This is a genomic window from Plantactinospora sp. B6F1 (genome assembly GCF_040120695.1).
Classification (GTDB): Bacteria; Actinomycetota; Actinomycetes; order Mycobacteriales; family Micromonosporaceae; genus Plantactinospora.
The window spans coordinates 1-16,047 of record NZ_JBEEAC010000012.1; the positions used below are offsets into that span (position 1 = coordinate 1).

At 72.8% G+C, this 16,047-nt stretch carries 13 protein-coding genes; 8 read left to right on the forward strand and 5 right to left on the reverse strand.

What is annotated here, in order from left to right; all coding sequences use genetic code 11:
• Positions 1-123: 123 nt before the first annotated feature.
• Positions 124-387, reverse strand: coding sequence for a hypothetical protein (locus tag ABNF97_RS17080; protein WP_130464258.1), 264 nt, complete (start codon positions 385-387; stop codon positions 124-126).
• Between the two features lie 237 nt (positions 388-624).
• Between ABNF97_RS17080 and ABNF97_RS17085 the strand changes: the two genes are divergently transcribed.
• Genes ABNF97_RS17085 through ABNF97_RS17110 form a run of 6 tightly spaced genes read left to right on the forward strand, consistent with a single transcriptional unit; the run spans position 625 to position 10,263 of the window.
• Entirely contained in the window at positions 625-2,394 is a 1,770-nt protein-coding gene (locus ABNF97_RS17085; protein ID WP_349339108.1) for a trypsin-like peptidase domain-containing protein, read from the forward strand.
• Positions 2,391-4,613 carry a serine/threonine-protein kinase gene (locus ABNF97_RS17090; RefSeq protein ID WP_349339109.1) on the forward strand — a complete coding sequence of 741 codons (2,223 nt, stop codon included), beginning with the start codon at positions 2,391-2,393 and terminating at the stop codon, positions 4,611-4,613. The genes ABNF97_RS17085 and ABNF97_RS17090 overlap by 4 nt, the downstream gene beginning before the upstream one ends.
• Positions 4,614-4,656: 43 nt before the next feature.
• On the forward strand, positions 4,657-6,171 hold the full coding sequence (locus tag ABNF97_RS17095; protein WP_165436832.1) for a vWA domain-containing protein: 1,515 nt from the start codon (positions 4,657-4,659) through the stop codon (positions 6,169-6,171).
• Positions 6,168-7,385: a GlnX family signal transduction membrane protein gene (locus ABNF97_RS17100; RefSeq protein ID WP_349339110.1), complete on the forward strand. Its 1,218-nt coding sequence runs from the start codon at positions 6,168-6,170 to the stop codon at positions 7,383-7,385. Before ABNF97_RS17095 ends, ABNF97_RS17100 begins: the two co-directional genes overlap by 4 nt.
• Before the next feature lie 8 nt (positions 7,386-7,393).
• Positions 7,394-8,782: an ABC transporter substrate-binding protein gene (locus tag ABNF97_RS17105; RefSeq protein WP_349339111.1), complete on the forward strand. Its 1,389-nt coding sequence runs from the start codon at positions 7,394-7,396 to the stop codon at positions 8,780-8,782.
• Between the two features lie 41 nt (positions 8,783-8,823).
• On the forward strand, positions 8,824-10,263 hold the full coding sequence (locus ABNF97_RS17110; RefSeq protein ID WP_349339112.1) for a hypothetical protein: 1,440 nt from the start codon (positions 8,824-8,826) through the stop codon (positions 10,261-10,263).
• 21 nt (positions 10,264-10,284) lie between these two features.
• On the opposite strand, the gene ABNF97_RS17115 is transcribed toward ABNF97_RS17110, so the two are convergent.
• Genes ABNF97_RS17115 through ABNF97_RS17125 form a run of 3 tightly spaced genes read right to left on the reverse strand, consistent with a single transcriptional unit; the run spans position 10,285 to position 12,385 of the window.
• A complete protein-coding gene (locus ABNF97_RS17115) occupies positions 10,285-11,109 on the reverse strand; it encodes a hypothetical protein (protein ID WP_349339113.1) in 825 nt (274 codons plus the stop codon).
• Positions 11,106-11,774, reverse strand: coding sequence for a hypothetical protein (locus tag ABNF97_RS17120; RefSeq protein WP_130464250.1), 669 nt, complete (start codon positions 11,772-11,774; stop codon positions 11,106-11,108). The genes ABNF97_RS17115 and ABNF97_RS17120 overlap by 4 nt, the downstream gene beginning before the upstream one ends.
• Complete coding sequence (locus ABNF97_RS17125; RefSeq protein WP_130464249.1) at positions 11,771-12,385, reverse strand: hypothetical protein; 615 nt, start codon at positions 12,383-12,385, stop codon at positions 11,771-11,773. The genes ABNF97_RS17120 and ABNF97_RS17125 overlap by 4 nt, the downstream gene beginning before the upstream one ends.
• 182 nt (positions 12,386-12,567) lie before the next feature.
• On the opposite strand from ABNF97_RS17125, the gene ABNF97_RS17130 reads away from it, so the two are divergent.
• Entirely contained in the window at positions 12,568-13,920 is a 1,353-nt protein-coding gene (locus ABNF97_RS17130) for an MATE family efflux transporter (protein WP_130464248.1), read from the forward strand.
• 383 nt (positions 13,921-14,303) lie between these two features.
• Complete coding sequence (locus ABNF97_RS17135; protein WP_130464247.1) at positions 14,304-14,744, forward strand: DUF5980 family protein; 441 nt, start codon at positions 14,304-14,306, stop codon at positions 14,742-14,744.
• A gap of 74 nt (positions 14,745-14,818) precedes the next feature.
• On the opposite strand, the gene ABNF97_RS17140 is transcribed toward ABNF97_RS17135, so the two are convergent.
• Complete coding sequence (locus ABNF97_RS17140) at positions 14,819-15,832, reverse strand: DUF5954 family protein (RefSeq protein ID WP_130464246.1); 1,014 nt, start codon at positions 15,830-15,832, stop codon at positions 14,819-14,821.
• Positions 15,833-16,047: the final 215 nt, after the last annotated feature.

Below are 16,047 nucleotides of genomic sequence, written 5' to 3' on the forward strand. Positions count from 1 at the left end.
CACCGCAAAGCCCGCCACGCCCGACGACTCCTCGACCAGCTCCACCAACTCGGCTACCAGACCACCATCCAACCCATCGAAGCCACCTGATCTCAACCCTCGGCAGGACGCCCGATTTTCGTGTCAGCCCAGGACGCTCACGTACTGGCGAGCGGCGGCGGCGCTGCCCTGGATGAGGGTGGCTGCCTCGGTGAGCCGCTGCTTACTCTGCTCCGCACGCTGGATCGCCTCAGCGATCATGGCGTGGTTGGTGCCAGCGGCCACCGCACGGAGACGGGTCAGCACCTGCTCGGTGTTCTCGATCGACGACCGGATCTGGTTGAGCGTGGTGTTTCCCTGCTCGGCGGCCTGGGCGAGCGCGGCTTTGACTTCCTCGATGCTGGCCATTCGAGTCCTCCCCGATACCGGATGCCCTGCTGCGGCTGAGCCTGTGTCAGGCCGACCCAAGCCACGTCCAGTGGCGGTTGAACACTATCGGAGACGGTCCAGCCAGTCATCCGGCCTGGCGGCCAGCCGGTCATCCGGTCCGGAAGCGTCGCCGAACTCCGGGGGCCAGCAAGGAAGACCGATTTCCGACCTTGTTACGGGTGGCATCGATCCGACGCGTGCGAATAACGTTGCCGTGTGTCGCATTCGGGCCGCGCTCAGTGGCGGGCATGCATCCGGGACGAGCGCGCCGGAGTCCGCGGTGCCGGCGTCGTCCTCGGCGACCGGCACGTGCTGACCTGTGCACACATTCTCCTCCCGGGCCGGCCCCCCGAGCCGGGCGAGGTACCCGGCAGACCGTCCCGGGACTTCGAGGTGGAACTCGTCGGAATCCGTCCGGGCGTACCGCCGGTCCGGGCCCGGGTGGTCGACGGCTGCTGGAAGCCGCCGCAGGACGACCAACGGGCCGACCTGGCTCTGCTCCGTCTCGCCGAGCCGCTGCCGTCCGACACCGGACCGCTGCTGCGCCGGCTGCCGTCCGGCGCCCGGCGCACGGTACGGATGTTCGGCTTCCCCGCGATCGTTCCGACCGGGGTCTGGGCCCGGGCTCGGCTTGCCGGGGACGGTGGGCCCGGCGGCGAGTGGATCCAACTCGACTCCGAGTCGACCGGTCCGGCCGTGGAGCCCGGGTTCAGCGGCACCGCGGTTTTCGACGAGGAGACCGACCAGGTGCTCGGGATCGTGGTCAGCTACCTCGCCGGCCGGGGCTCGGCACTGTCCTGGATGATCCCGGTCGAGACGATCATCAGGTACCTGCCCCGGGTCCGCGAGTGGGTCAGCGGCGACTCGGCGGTCGACGCGAGCTTCGCCGCCCCGGCCGGCCCGGTGGCCACCGACGAGACGGTGGTCCGGCAGCTCACCGACTTCCTCGCCCCGGGCGCACCGCCGGACGCGCAGATCATCGTCACCGCCCCGGGCTCGGCGGCGCACGCCGCCCTCCGCGACGTCGTCGTGCGGGCCAGTCGGGAGTTCCGGCCCACCGACCGGGGCGGACCCGGGTCGACACCGGTAGGGGAGCCCTCGCCGGGCCGGATCGATCTGGCGCTCGACGTCTCGAGCCGGACCGTGGACGAGGTCAGCAGCCGGATCGTCAACTGGATGAGCGTCGGTGCCGCCCCGGAGAAGTCGCTGGCCGACAGCATGGCCGGTGAACCACCGGCGATGAACCTGGTGCTCGACGGCGTGGACCGGGCGGCCGATCCGGCGGCGCTCGTCGCCGAGGTGGTGCGACCCATTGCCGACCGGGTGGCCGGACGCGACATCCGACTGTTGCTGGTCTTCCACGACGACCACGCGCCGAGCCTGACGAACGCCGCGCTCGAACTGCTGGCCGCCCGGGTCGCCGACGTACGGGCGGCGGAACAGTCCGTTCGGGAACGGTACGCGTATGTCGCCGCCCGGGTCAGCCCGGTGCGGGCGCCGTCCTCGCACGAGCCGGGGCTGCGGCTGCGACTGACCGCGCTGCGGGCGGCCGCCATCCGCCCCGGCGACACCCCGCTGCTGCCCGGCATCGAGTCGTGCCGACGCAGGGCCGACCGGGCACTCGACGCCGCCAGGCAGACCCGCCGGCAACTGGAGGCACTCCTCGACGAACGCGACCGGCTGCGGGACCGGCTGGACGGTTACCGGTCCGGCGTACCGGCGCCGCTGCGCGAGGACCGGGACCTGACCGCGCTGTACCGCGAGGCCCACGAGGCGCTCTGGCAGGGGCCGGCGGACCTCGCCGCCTGCGCCGTGCTGGTCGACCGGTATGCCGCGACGATCCGCCGCCGTGCCGCCGAGCACGACGAGCACGACGAGCAGCGTGCCGCCGAGCCCAGGGGGCAGCGTGCCGCCGAGTCGGACGATCCGGGACGGGGCGACGGGCGGGGCGACGGGCGGGGCGACGGGCGGGGTGCGGCGTGGTGACGGAGAGGTGCAATCGTCCGGACTGCACCGGGACGGTGGACGAGACCGGCTTCTGTGACACCTGCGACCGCCGGCCGCTGCCGGCCCCGATCACCGTGCCGCCGGCGTCCTCCGGCACCGGTTCGACGGTCTCCGGCGGCCCGTCCTGGCTGGTCGGCGGCTTGGTGCCGTTGCCGGAGCTGGAGCCCGCCGACCCGGTCAGCCGGCTGCGCGGCGACACCGAGGTGCCCGAGTCGAGCCGGTTCTGCAACGGATGCGGAGCGGAGGTCGGCCGGGGATACGCCGGCCAGCCCGCGTTGCCCGAAGGAGCCTGCGGCTGGTGCGACACGCCTTTCTCCTTCGTGCCGAAGCTGCGCCGGGGCGACCTGGTGGCCGACCAGTACGAGGTCGACGGCTGCCTGGCCCGGGGCGGCCTCGGCTGGGTCTACCTGGCCCGGGACACCCACCTGGACGGCAACCCGGTCGTCCTGAAGGGACTTATCACCAACGACGCGGCGGCGCTCCGGCTGGCGGTCGCCGAACGCCGCTTCCTGACCACCGTCGACCATCCGAACATCGTTCGGATCTTCAACTCGGTCACCCACCGCAATCCACAGAGCGGCGAGCAGACCGGTTACATCGTGATGGAGTACCTCAACGGGCAGTCGTTGCAGGACGTGCAGGAGGCCGCCGCCCGGGGTACCGCCCCGCTGCCGATCGAGCACGTGCTCGCGTACGGGCACGAGATCCTCGCCGCGCTGGAATACCTGCACGATCGGGGCCTGCTCTACTGCGACATGAAACCGGCGAACGTGATCCGCTGCCCGAACCGGATCAAGGTGATCGACATCGGTGGCGTACGCCGGATCGACGACCGCGCCAGTCCGGTGGTGGGTACCGAATTCTTCCAGGCCCCACCCGAGGAGGTCCGCCGGCACGGGTTGACCGTCCGGTCGGACATCCACACCGTCGGCCGGACCCTCCAGGTGCTCTTCGAGGTCAGCGACGAGGGGAGACCGGCGGCCCCGGCCGGCCCCGACGGGATCGCGTTCGGGGTGGAGTCCTTCGTCCGGCTGGTCAACCGGGCCGTCGCCGGGTACGACCGCCGGTTCGCCAGCGCGGCGGAGATGTCGCAGCAACTCAAGGGGGTGCTCCGGGAACTGCTGTCGGTGCGCACCGGCCGTCCCCATCCGGCGCGGTCGACGGTCTTCGCCCCGACGCCGGTGCTGCTGGACGGCGGGCTCGGGGCCGTACCGGGGCTGGAGGTCTGGATCAGGGGCGGGACCGGGCTGCTCGACATCGCGCCGCCGGCGCCGTCCTGGGCCGCCGGCGGCCTGCCACCGCCGATGGTGGACCCCGACGACGAGGCGGTGGACCTGCTGGCGACCGCCGGGGCGGCGGACCCGCGCGGGCTGATCGAAAAGCTGACCAACTCCGGCCTGCGTTCGCCGGAGGTCCGGCTCGCGCTCTGCCGGGCGTACCTGGAAGCGGGTGACCTGGACAGCGCGGCCGGCTCCCTGGACGCGGCGGTCTCCGACCTCGGCGCCCGGGCCGACCACGACTGGCGGATCCGCTGGCACCGGGGCCTGCTCGGGCTGGCTGACGCGGACGTGGCGGCGGCCGAGACCGAGTTCAACGCGGCCTACTCCGACTGCCCCGGCGAGATCGCCCCGAAGCTCGCCCTCGGCTTCTGCGCCGAGCACCTGGCCGACTACTCCCGGGCCGGCCGCTGCTATCAGGCGATCTGGCGGCGTGACCGGAGCGAGGGCAGTGCCGCGTTCGGCCTCGCCCGGCTACGGCTGCGCGACGGCGACCGGGCCGGGGCGGTGCGGATCCTGGACGAGGTGCCGAGGGAGACCCTGCACTACGAGCGGGCCCGGGTGGCCGCGGTCCGGATCCTCTGCGGCCGGCTGCCGTCCGGCGGCCCGACCGCCGACGACGTGGCCGAGGCGGTACGCCGGCTGCCCGCGCTGCACCTCGACGGCGGCAACCAGACCGGAGAGGCCAGGGAGAGGTTGACCGCGCTGGTCCAGGCGGCGGCGCTCGACCTGTTCCGCGACGGCGCCGGGAACGGCCTCGGCGACGGCGGTGAGGTGCTCGGGCCGAGGCCGACCGAGCACGACCTACGGCAGCGGCTGGAGCGGTCGATGCGGGTGCTCGCCACGCAGGCCCGGACGCTCGACGACCACGGCGCACTGGTGGACCTCGCCAACGCGGTGCGGCCGAGGACCCCGTGGTGACGGTCCGCTGGGAGGCGGCGGCGATTCGATGGGAGGTGCCGCGGTGACATTGGAGCCCGGTGGGAACAGCCCGCCACACGTCTTCGGGCTGGAGGTCGTGCAGAACCCGTACCGGTCGACCGCGGACACCGGCATGGCGGTCCTGCTCCGGGTGACGGCGCGGTCCCCGGCCGACGCGGCGGTGCCGGCGCCGACCTCGGCCGGGGTGGTGGTGCTGGTCGACTGCTCCAGCTCGATGAGCTACCCGCAGTCCAAGATAACGGCGGCCAAGCAGGCCACCCGGGCAGCGATCGACTGCATCCGGGACGGCAGCCGCTTCGCGATCGTCGCCGGAACCGACACCGCCCGGATGGTCTATCCCGCGCGGTCGTCGATGGCGGTGGCGAGTGACAGCACCCGGGCGGCGGCGAAGCAGGCCGCCGGACACCTCTACGCCAGCGGCGGCACCGCGATGGGACGCTGGCTGCGGCTGGCGGACCAACTGCTGAGGCCGTACCCGGAACTGGCGCGGCACGCGATCCTGCTGACCGACGGCCGCAACGAGCACGAGACGCCGGAACAGCTCGAAGAGGTACTGACCGGTTGCGCGGGCACCTTCGTCTGCGACGCCCGCGGCATCGGCGAGGACTGGGACCACCGTCAACTGTTGCGGATCACCTCCGTGCTGCGCGGCACGGCCGAGGCGATCGGCCAGGTCGACGAGCTGGTCGCCGACTTCGAGTCCATCATGGACAGGGCGATGGACAAGCAGGTGCCGGACCTGCGGATCCGGCTCACCACCGCTGCCGGGGTACGGGTCCGGTCGGTTCGCCAGGAGACGCCGACGATCTCCGACCTCACCGAGCACGCGACCGTGGTGGACGACCGGACCACCGAGTTCTACACCGGCTCCTGGGCGGGGGACGAGACCCGCGACTTCCTGGTGGACCTCTCGATCGGGTACGGATCCGACGGCGACCGGCCACCGATGGAGGAGGAGGTCCGGGCCGCCCGGGTGGATCTGCTGATGGCGGGGGAGCGGTGCGCCGCCCCCCGGCCGATCGTGCTGCGCTGGACGGACGACCCGGTGGCGCCGACCCGGATCGAGCCGGTGATCGCCCAACGCCTCGGGCAGGAGGAACTGGGCGATGCCGTCACCGCCGGCTGCGACGCCCTGGAGGCGGGAGACCGGCAGACCGCCGAGGCACAGCTCGGCCTCGCCGTCGGCCTGGCGGAGCGGCTCGGCAACACCGAGGTCCTGCGCCGGCTGGTCGGGCTGGTGGAGGTCACCGGCGACCCCGACCGGCCGGTACGGCTGAAGGAGGACTGGACCCGCAGTGCGCTGCTGCGGGTGGCGATCAGCTCGGTGATGGTCGGCGACGGCGAGTCGCCGTGGCAGGCCCGCCGGAAACAGCCCCTGCCGCGGCAGACCCCGCGGTCGGCGGAGCCGGCGGCGGGGACGGGCGCCGCCGACCAGGCCTGTCCGTGCGGACGGATCTCACCGCCGGGCAGGGCGCGCTGCGAGGCGTGCCGTCGCCCGTTCGGCGCGCCTCCGGCCGATGACGGGGAGCGCCGATGACGACTCCGGTCGGCTCGACGAAGCCCAACCGGACGAAGCCCAACCGGGCGGAACCCAACCGGGCGGTGACCAGCCGGACGGAGCCGGCGGCGGGCGGTGCGGTGCCGCCGAGCACGACCCGGGGTACGCTGCTGCGCCTGCTCGGCTGCCTGCTCGGCGCGACCGTACTGGTGCTGGCCAGCTCCCTCGCCGTGATCTGGGGCACCCACCGCAGCGCCGAGACCGTACGCACCCGGAGCGTGCCCGCGGTGATGGAGCTGGCGGCGGTGCGTACCGCCCTGGTCCGGGCCGACACGGCGGCGATCACCAGCTTCCAGACCCGACAGTCCGGGCTCGTCGGGCCGGGCGAGGAGTACCAGAACCAGATCGCCGTCGCCAGCCAGGGCCTGGCACAGGCCGCCGAGGACATCGGATCGGAGGGCGGCAGCAGCGGACAGATCCAGGTCGTGGAGGGGCTGCTGGTCGCCTACGTCGGCCTGATGGGGCAGGCTCACGCGCACTACCGGCAGAGTGGGCCGGGTGGTCTGGCCACCGCCTACGCCTGGTACGCCTCCCGGCTGCTGCACTCCGACGACGGAATCCTCGCCCAGCTCGACACGCTGCTGGCGGCCGAGACCGAGGCGCTGGAAGCGCGGCTCTCGTCCGGCTGGCTGAGCCCCGGCACGACGCTGCTCTGGGTGCTGCCGGTGCTGCTCCTGCTCTGCCTGCTCGTCGGCGCGCAACGCTACCTGCGCCGGCGGTTCCGCCGGACGGTCAACTGGGGCCTCGCCGCCGCCACGGTGCTGCTCGTCGTGCTCACCGCCGGTACGTCGTTCGTGTTGGTCTCGAAGGAGCAGCTCGCCGACGCCCACGCGGAGCTGTCGGAGGTCCGCCGGCTGTCGGCCGAGCAGTCCGCCGGCGCCGACCACCAGGGGATAGCCGCGCTCGACGAGCTCCTCGCCGGGTTCTGCTCCCGGGCGGACGGGTGCGCGGTGAGCAGCGACGTGTTCCGGGGCGGTCTCGAAGCCGGGGCGCCGGCACCGGCCGTGTCCGCGCCGCCGGTGGCGGACCGGGAGGTGCTAAGCCGGGCCGGGGAGGTCGACGACCAGGCGGCGCTGGCCACCGGGGCGACCTCCGGCGCGTTCGTCGTACTGCTGCTGGCGTCGCCGATCGCGCTCCTGGTCTGGCTGGGGCTGCGTCCGCGCATCGAGGAATACCGGTACCGGTCGAGATGAGACTCCGCATGCGACGCATCCGTGCCCACCTGGCCCTGCTGCCGGTACTCCTCCTCGGCCTGGGCCTGGGCGGCTGCCTGGGGCAGCACGACGAGGAGACGGTGACCGTGCTCGCCTCCTGGACCGGCGCCGAGGAGGCGAGCTTCAGGGACGTGCTCAACGCTTTCGAGGAGCAGTACGACGTCGAGGTCGACTACCGGGGCACCCGCGCGGTGCGGCAGATCCTCCTCGCCGAGGCGCAGAAGGGTACCCCGCCGGACGTCGCGGTGCTGCCGACCCTGAGCGAGTTGGCGGCGTACCTGCGGCGGGGAGTACTCCGGCCGCTCGACCGCGATCCCGCGTCGTCGATGAGCCCACAGTGGCGCAGGCTGGCCCAGCTGAACGCGACCGGCGGGCTGGACGTGGTGCCGATCAAGGCCGACCTGAAGAGCCTCGTCTGGTACCTGCCGGAGCGGACGCCGTTCGGCGCGGCCGGACCGCCGCGAAGCTGGGAGGCGCTGGTCGAGGCCAGCGAGGCACTGGCGGCGGCCGGGAGGACGCCGTGGTGTGTGGGGATGAGCGCCACCCCGGGCTCCGGCTGGCCGGGGACGGACTGGCTGGAGGACATCCTGCTGCACCGCTGGGGGGTGGCCGCCTACGACGCCTGGTCGGCCGGCCGGCTGCGCTGGGACTCCCCGGAGGTGCGGGCCGCCTGGACGGAGTGGGGGCGGCTCATCCATCATCCGGGGATGGTCCGGGGCGGTAGCGCCGCCGCCCTGCTGACCGAGTTCACCGACGCCGGCAGGCCGATGTTCACCAGTGAGCCCGGCTGCCTTCTCGAACACCAGGCGTCGTTCGTGATCGGCATGCGGGCGGGATACCCGGACGACGGGCCGGGCCGGGTCATCCAGGCGGCGGACGTGCGGGCCGCGGACTTCTTTCCCTTCCCGACCTTCGACGGCGCCGGTCCGGACGGCCGGGGTCGGGACGGCTCCATGGTCTCCGCCGACTTCGCCGGGCTGTTCAGCGACAAGCCGGCAGCCCGTCACCTGATCGAGTTCCTGGCCACCGACGAGGCACAGCGGATCTGGCAGGGCAGCAGCGCCGGCAGCTTCTTCTCGGTCAACCAAGAGGTCCGGCAGAGCATCCCGACCAAGCCGGCGGTCGGTGACCGACCGGACCGGCGGCCCGAGGTGAGCGACCGGGTGGCGGAGACGCTGACGGCGAGTCGGAGCCCGCTCTGTCTCGACGCCTCGGACGTGATGCCGAGCGGGATGGCGAACGCGTTCCAGCACGCCGTACTCGAGTACCTGCAATATCCCGACCGACTCGACTCGCTGTTGGAGGATCTCGAACGACTCCGCGCCGGCACCGCGCCGGACGAGTGGCTGCCGGGCGCCTGCAGCGCGCCCCGGTAGAGCGCTGCACGCCGTCCGGACCCGGCGGTACCCTGTCGGCCGTGATCGGGGGCTCGGATGGCACGGCGGCGGTTACCCGAACGGTGACGCGGGCGCCGCGCCGGCGCCGTACGCTCAGCGCGGCGCTGCCGGAGGCGCTCGCCGTACTCGGCAACTCGCTGCGGCTGCTGGTCCGGCACTGGCCGGTGCTGTTCGCGCTCTACTTCGCCGGGGCAGCGGCCCGAGAGTTGGTCGTGCTCGGCGCGGTGCAGGTGAGCAGGATCAACGGTGTCCTGGGGCTGCTGGTCGCCGTCCTGGGGCCGATCGCCACCCTCACCGCGCTGGTACTGATGCTGCGCATCCTGCGCCCGTCCCTGCCGTGGCTCTCGGCCGTGCCGACCGAGCCGGCCGCTCCCGTCAGGACCCAGCGGGCAGCTCCGGTTGGGAGCCAGCCGGCGGAGGACGGGACGGTTCGTCCGCCGCACCGCAGGAGTCTCCTCGACCACCTGGGCAGCGCGCTCGTGCCGTTCCTCGCCGTCTACGCCTCCTGGGGGTACCTCCAGGAGGACCTCACCGACTACCTCTACCGGGTCTTTGTCGACACCTACCTCGCCGACGCCGCCATCTTCACCGACCCGGGCAGGGTCGCCGAGAACGCGGATCGCCGGATCCCGCTCGGCCTCACCGGCACGATCATGGCGGTGGTGGCCGTCGCGGTGGTGCTGCGCTGGCTGCTCGGCAGGTGGCAGGAACGGTCCCGGATGGGCTGGCTCGGCATCCCCGGCGCCTACGTCGAGATCATCTGGATCTCCGTCGTCGCCGCCACGATCGCGCAGGCACAGGACCCGCTGCTGCAATGGCTCCGGGAGCGCCGGGTCGTCGTCTGGCTGCTCGACTCCTGGCATGCGCTGGTCGACCAACTCGGACCGCTGTCCGAGCCGGTCCGCGCCGCCGGGGCGTTCCTGGTCGGTGCGGCCGGGTCGGTGCAGGTGGCCATCGTCGTACCGCTGGCCTGGCTGACGGTCGGTGCCGTCGTCTACGGCCATCAGCTCACCCCACCACCGCCGACCGAGACCGACCTGGCGGAACGGGCTGCCCGGCGGTGGCGGGCGCTGCCCCGACCGTTACGCGCGATCGGCACGAACCTCGGTGCAGACCTCCGCGAGCGGTTCACGCCGATGGTGCACGGCGTACGGCTGATGGTTCGGGCCGGTCTGGCTCCGATGCTCCTCTTCTGCCTGGCGTTCCTGCTGGCCCAGACCGCCCGGGAGTGGCTCTGGGAGGCGGAGCGGTTGATCATCGGCGGGCAGGACCTCCAGTCGGTGTGGATCCCGCTCTCCGGGCAACTGGGCCTGCTCAACGACGCGGTCGGCACGGTGCTGCTGGCCTGTCTGCTGGGTGCCGCCGTGGACAGGGTCCTGCGGCTCCAGCCGCCGCCGGCACGCGCCGCCGAGCCGTCGACCGCCGAGTCGTTGGCGGAGGAGTCGTCGCCGGGGGTGTAGGGGGGAGTCGTCGGTCGGGGATCAGCCGAGCGGCAGCCGGGCGTAGCGCGGTCGTTGGGTCGCCTTGACGATCCACACCGCCGCCGGGACCGCCGAGTCGGGCAGGACGAAGTACGCCTCCGTCTGGAAGGACCGCACCGCCGGGTCGTCCGCGACGCACCGGGGAATCGGCAGACCCGCCCCGCGAAGCTCGGCCGGGTTCCAGCTGAACAGCCGACCGTCCCGGTCTTCCAGATAGGACAGGCACCCGATCAGCGCCTCCGGAGTGGAGGGCTCGAACACCAGCACCGCGCGCCAGACGCGTACGCCCGCCGGCAGCGTGACCCGCCGGCTGCCGCGCGCCGGCACAGACGGCGCCTCGACCAGCTCCACCAGCCGGATCCGGGCATCGGAGAACCCCACCCATCCGTCGGCACCGACCCCGACCGGTTCGAGGTACTCCGCCTGGGAGTACCGCTGGTAGCCGTCCCGCATCCCCGGGCCGAGGGCCAGGACGAGGGCCGGCAGCAGAGCCAGCAGACCCCAGCGGTTACGTCGCCACCAGCCGAGCTGCCCGGTGCCCGAGCCGCCGGGCTCAGCCGGTGTCGCGGTCATGGGCGTTTCGTCGCCGCCGGAATGCTGGCGCGGGCCGGCCGAGGCGATGGCCGCGAGGGCGGCTGTCGGTGGCGGGTCGGGGTCGACCACCGGCAGTACCGCCGTGTCGACCTCGGCGTACCGGAGGATCACCGTCGGCGGGCCGGTCGACGGCGGCGGCGGGGCGAGTGGGTCCCGGTGGGGTGGTGCGGGCGGCGGGGCAGCGAGCGCGTCCGGACCCGGGCCGGGCGGGACCGACGATGGTCGGGTCACGGTGTCACCGCTGCCGCGCTGGCCAGCGGTACCGGTGCCGGAGCGTTCGCCCACTCGTCGACCCGCGCCCGGTCGACGGCGGGCAGCGGCACCTCGGCCAGGTCGTCCATCCGGAGGTCGACCTGCTGCTGGGCGAAGTGTGCGGAAAGCCGGGTCGCCGCGTCCCTGGGCACTTCGAAGGCGAGGTCGCCCTCGACGGGTATCCCCGGCTGGAGGACCCGGCCGGCGCCGACCAGCGACTGGGTGAACCGGGTGGTGGCCCGGAACTCCCGGCCCCGCTGGTCGCGCAGGGCCGCGTACCCGATGCTGGTCGCCTTCTCCCGGGTCGTCAGGCGGACCCGCAGGACGATCCAGACCCCCGCCGTGTCGTACGCCTGGCCGCCGCCGGCAACCTTGGCGGCGCCTCGGACGCTCAGCACGGCGGCGTCGAACTGCCGGGTCGTCACCGTCTCGCCGAACCTGCCCGCCTGGACGAACGGCCGCTCCCGGGCCTCGGCGGCGCCGCCGTTGACCGGCCGCCAGTTGGCGATGGCGCCGCCGAGGGCCAGCGCCGCGACGATCAGGGTGCCGGCGCCGGCCCGGAGGCCGATCCGCTGTACGGGGCCGGGCGGCGCCCGATGACCGACGACGGAATTCGGGTCCGGATCCTCGGCCGGTACGGTCATCCGGCCCTCCGGTCCTGCACCGGCACCTCGACCTCGGCCCGGCGCTCGGGATCGCGCCACTCCCAGCTGTCGCTGATGGTGTCGAGTCGGCGCGTCGTGCCCCAGACCTGCACGGTCACGCTGGTCGGCACGGGAACGGCGTCGTCCTGCTGCCAGAGGAAGGCGAGCCGTTCGGGCAGGCCGGGGTTGAGATGGCTCGGCCTGCTGCCGTCGCGTACCAGCAGGACCTGACTCGCCCGCTCCTCGGTGACCCCGGCGACACCGGTCAGCCGGATGGTGTCCTTGAAGTCGGTACGGCTCTCGTCGGCCGTGTTCTCGACCGTCGCCAGTACGGTGAACCAGCGCCTGCCGTCGCGGAGGTGGAGCCTCGGTAGCTTTCCGACCAGCCGGCCGCCGGTGACGGTGACGTTCCACGGCCCACCGTCGACGACCTCGCCGACCGCGACGGTCGGCGCCTCCGGCCTGGCCACCGTGTCCAGGCCGCCGAACAGGCCCGAGGCGGCGAGCCCGGCCACGCCGGTGCCGAGGCCCAACCAGCGCAGTGGCACGGCCAACAGTCGGGCAGCCAGTCCCGATCGGCCCGCTCCCGGCCCCCCGCCGTGGTTCGACACGATCCCGCAGCATAGGCACTCGTCGCTGATCGGGCCAGTGCGGCGCGGTCGGTCCCACGGGGTGGACGCACCGGCGGGGGTCAGCTCGACAGCGCGCGTCCAGGACGGTGCCTCCCGGCCCGGAGTGGTAAGCCATGACCTTGCTTGCGTTCCTTACGAATGTCGTGCCAGCATCGTTCTCGATGAGTCAGCCCACCATCCCGACCGCGGGGGCCGCCTCCCCGCCGAGGGCGGTCGACGCCTCCGCGCGGAGGATCCTCGGACTCGCCCTGCCGGCCGTGCTGGTGCTGGCCGCCGAGCCGCTCTACGTGCTGGTCGACACCGCCGTGCTCGGGCACCTCGGCGCGGTGCCGCTGGCGGCGCTCGCCGTCGGTGGCCCGGTGATGACCCTGGTCGTCTGGATCGGCACCGTCACCGCGTACGGCACCACCGGGCGGGCGGCCCGCCGGTTCGGGTACGGCGACCGGGCCGCCGCCGTCGCCGAGGGCGTCCAGTCGTCCTGGCTCGCCCTCGGCGCCGGCCTGCTGCTGACGGTCGCCATGCAGTTCGCGGCGGGTCCGCTGGCGCGTACCGTCGCCGGAACCGGATCCCCCGAGGTGGCCGACGGCGCGGCACACTGGCTGCGGATCGCGGCGATCGGCGCCCCCGGTCTGCTGCTCGCGGCGGCCGGCAACGGCTGGATGCGCGGCGTGCAGGACACCCGACGGCCGCTCTGGTTCGTGCTCGGGCCGAACCTGCTCTCCGCGCTGCTCTGCCCGCTGCTGGTCTATCCGGCCGGCCTCGGCCTGGCCGGCTCGGCGATCGCGAACGCGGTGGCGCAGACCCTCTCCGGGCTGCTCTTCGCGGCCGCCCTGGTCGCCGAGCGGGTGCCGCTGGCGCCCCGGCCCCGGGTGATCGGCCGGCAGCTCGTGCTCAGCCGGGACCTGCTGATCCGGGGCGCCGCCTTCCAGGCCAGCTTCCTCTCCGCGACCACCGTGGCGGCCCGGTTCGGGGTGGCGGCCGTCGGCGCGCACCAGATCGCCCTGCAACTCTGGTTCTTCACCGCGCTGCTGCTCGACGCGCTGGCCATCGCCGCCCAGGCGCTGGTCGGGGCGGCGCTCGGCGGCGGCGACAGGGCGAGCGCCCGGCTGCTGGGCCGGCGGATCGCGATCTACGGCGGCCTCTGCGGCGTCGCCTTCGCGATCGTCATCGGGGCCGGTGCCGGGGTGGTGCCAAGCTGGTTCAGCGACAATCCACAGGTACGCGAGCAGGCGATGGTCGCCTGGCCGTGGTTCGTCGCGATGCAGCCGCTTGCCGGCGTCGTCTTCGCGCTCGACGGGGTGTTGATCGGCGCCGGTGACATCCGCTTCCTGCGCAACCTGACCGTGCTCAGTGGCTTCGGCGTCTTCCTGCCGGCGATCTGGCTCGCCTACGCCCTGGATCTCGGTCTCGGCGGCATCTGGGCCGGGCTCACCCTGTTCATCGTGGCCCGGCTGGTCGGACTGCTGCTCCGGATGCGCTCCGGCCGCTGGGCCGTACTCGGCGCCACCCGGTGAGTACGGCCGTCGGCGGCTCCTACCGAAACATGCCCACTGATACCGGAACATGCCACTGACCGAGAACTGTGATAGGTGACAGGTGCAGGTAGCCTGCCAGACGCCCACCCGTACCACGTCTGGGCCAACGTCGAGTTCGGAGGCACGGATGGGTCGGTCCCTGGCGAACCGTAAGGCGAAGCGGCCCGAGGAGCGGTGGGGACCGATCGACTGCGGGTAGTCGCGCACCTGTGGTGCCGGCGCGCGTCGCCGCCCGCTGTCCGCTGTCCGCCGTGCGGCGCCGACGGCTCGCGCGCTGTCTCAAAGCCGTCTGAAATCCGTTTGGCAGGCTCGCCGGTGAGTGGCGCTCCCGCGCCACCCGGACGAAAGGGTACGAGCTGGTGATGAAACGCTCCCGTACAGTCCTGCGGATCGCCGCCACAGCGGTGGCGACGATGATGATCGCCCTTGTCGGAGGCGCGGCGGCCTCGGCAGCGCCTGCTCCGACCACCACCGGCACCCCACCGAGTTGGACGCTCGTCGACGTGGGGCAGCGGCTCTGTGCCACCCCCGACGACCCACGTACGCTGTATTTCTTCGTGGTCCTCGACGGGACGTGGTCGGTGCCGATCACCGCCAGCTACACCGGTATGCCCGCCGGCACCGAGGTTTACAGCCCGCTGGTCGCCCAGCCCGGCTCCGGAGACGGCCACCGCGTGCAGATCTGGGCCGCCTTCCGGCTGAACGGCGCACCGCTCGGCCGGTACGTCCCGAAACTGTGGGCTGCGGACGGTGTCGTCACGCAGAGTGTCCCGGTTGTTCTCGACATCCGGTCGTGGTGTTGAGGACGTTTCGGGCCTGAGCTGACAGTCGTGTCGGGCGTCCGGGTGTGGCCATGCGGTACGCCCGACACGGGCGGTCAGTCGGGGTCGGGCATCAGGCCCTGGGCGCGGAGGTCGGCGACGTGTCGGGCCGGTGGTGGTTGGGAGTCGTGGTCGGAGGGGCGCGGCCCTTCCGGTCCGTCGGGGCCGACCCGGACGAAGGTTTCGATCCGGGTGACCCGGCACCGCACGCCGTTGATCTCGAAGTCGTCGGTACGCGGCGGCTGGTGTGCCGCGCGGGCGCGCTCGCACGCCGCCATGAACTCCTCGATCCCGGTGCTCTCGTCCATCCGGGGTCGCACGATGGAGAAAGAGCAGGCGTCCCGGGCGGCCTGTGGGGTCGGGTAGGCGTCGAACGACTTGGGTCGCCAACTGCCGTCGACGTACCCGCCGATGGTGAAACCGACCGGGAGCAGCACCACGTTGGGGTGGGTGTCCATGGCCCGGTAGGAGTCGGCGCGGACCTCCTCGGGGACGGTTTCCGCGCGATGGAAGGCGGAGGTCATCTCCATCCGGACGATGCCGTCGGTGAGTCCGGTGCCGGCGGTCGGGTCGATGACGAACCCGTCCACCTGGGACGGAGCTTTCTCCGCTTCGCCGGGCGGGTACGGGTCGGGGTCGGTGGGTCGGGGTGGCTCGGGCCCGTCCGGCCCCATCCGGATGAACGGTTGGGCGCGGATTATCCGGTATCGGCGGCCGTTGACGGTGAGGTCGTTGACGGGTTCCCAGTCGAGCAGTTCGTACGCGGTCTCGCACTCGGCCCGCTCGGTCGCGTGCTCGGGGGTGTCCGGTGTTTCACTGTGCCGCTTGCGGAGGTGGTGGGCGAGGCTGTCCCGGGCGTACTGTGGCTCTTCGGCGTCGAGCCGGATGATCCGCCACCGGCCGGCATCCAGTTCTTCGGCGAGGCCGAAGATCGGGGCACCCCACATGGTCTTGGGGTAGGCGAGCGAGCGACGCCGGGCGTCGTCCTCCGAGATCATCGAGACGGGATCGTCCCGCTGCTCGATCTTGATCAGCAGATGATCAGGCACCTGCATACCGTCATAGGTCATGTACGCATTGTGTTCCCTCGGTCACCGAGACGCAGCCCCGCCACCACCACAGTTCGTCCACGAATCTCAGCGTCTTCCCCACAACGCCCCACAAAAGCTTGACAAAGCCGGGATGGCTGCGGCCGGGCATCGGTCGGGGCGCGTCGTACGGGTGACCGTCGCGAGGTGCGCGTGACATCATGACGGTGCGAGAAATCGATCTCCGTCGGTGCCTC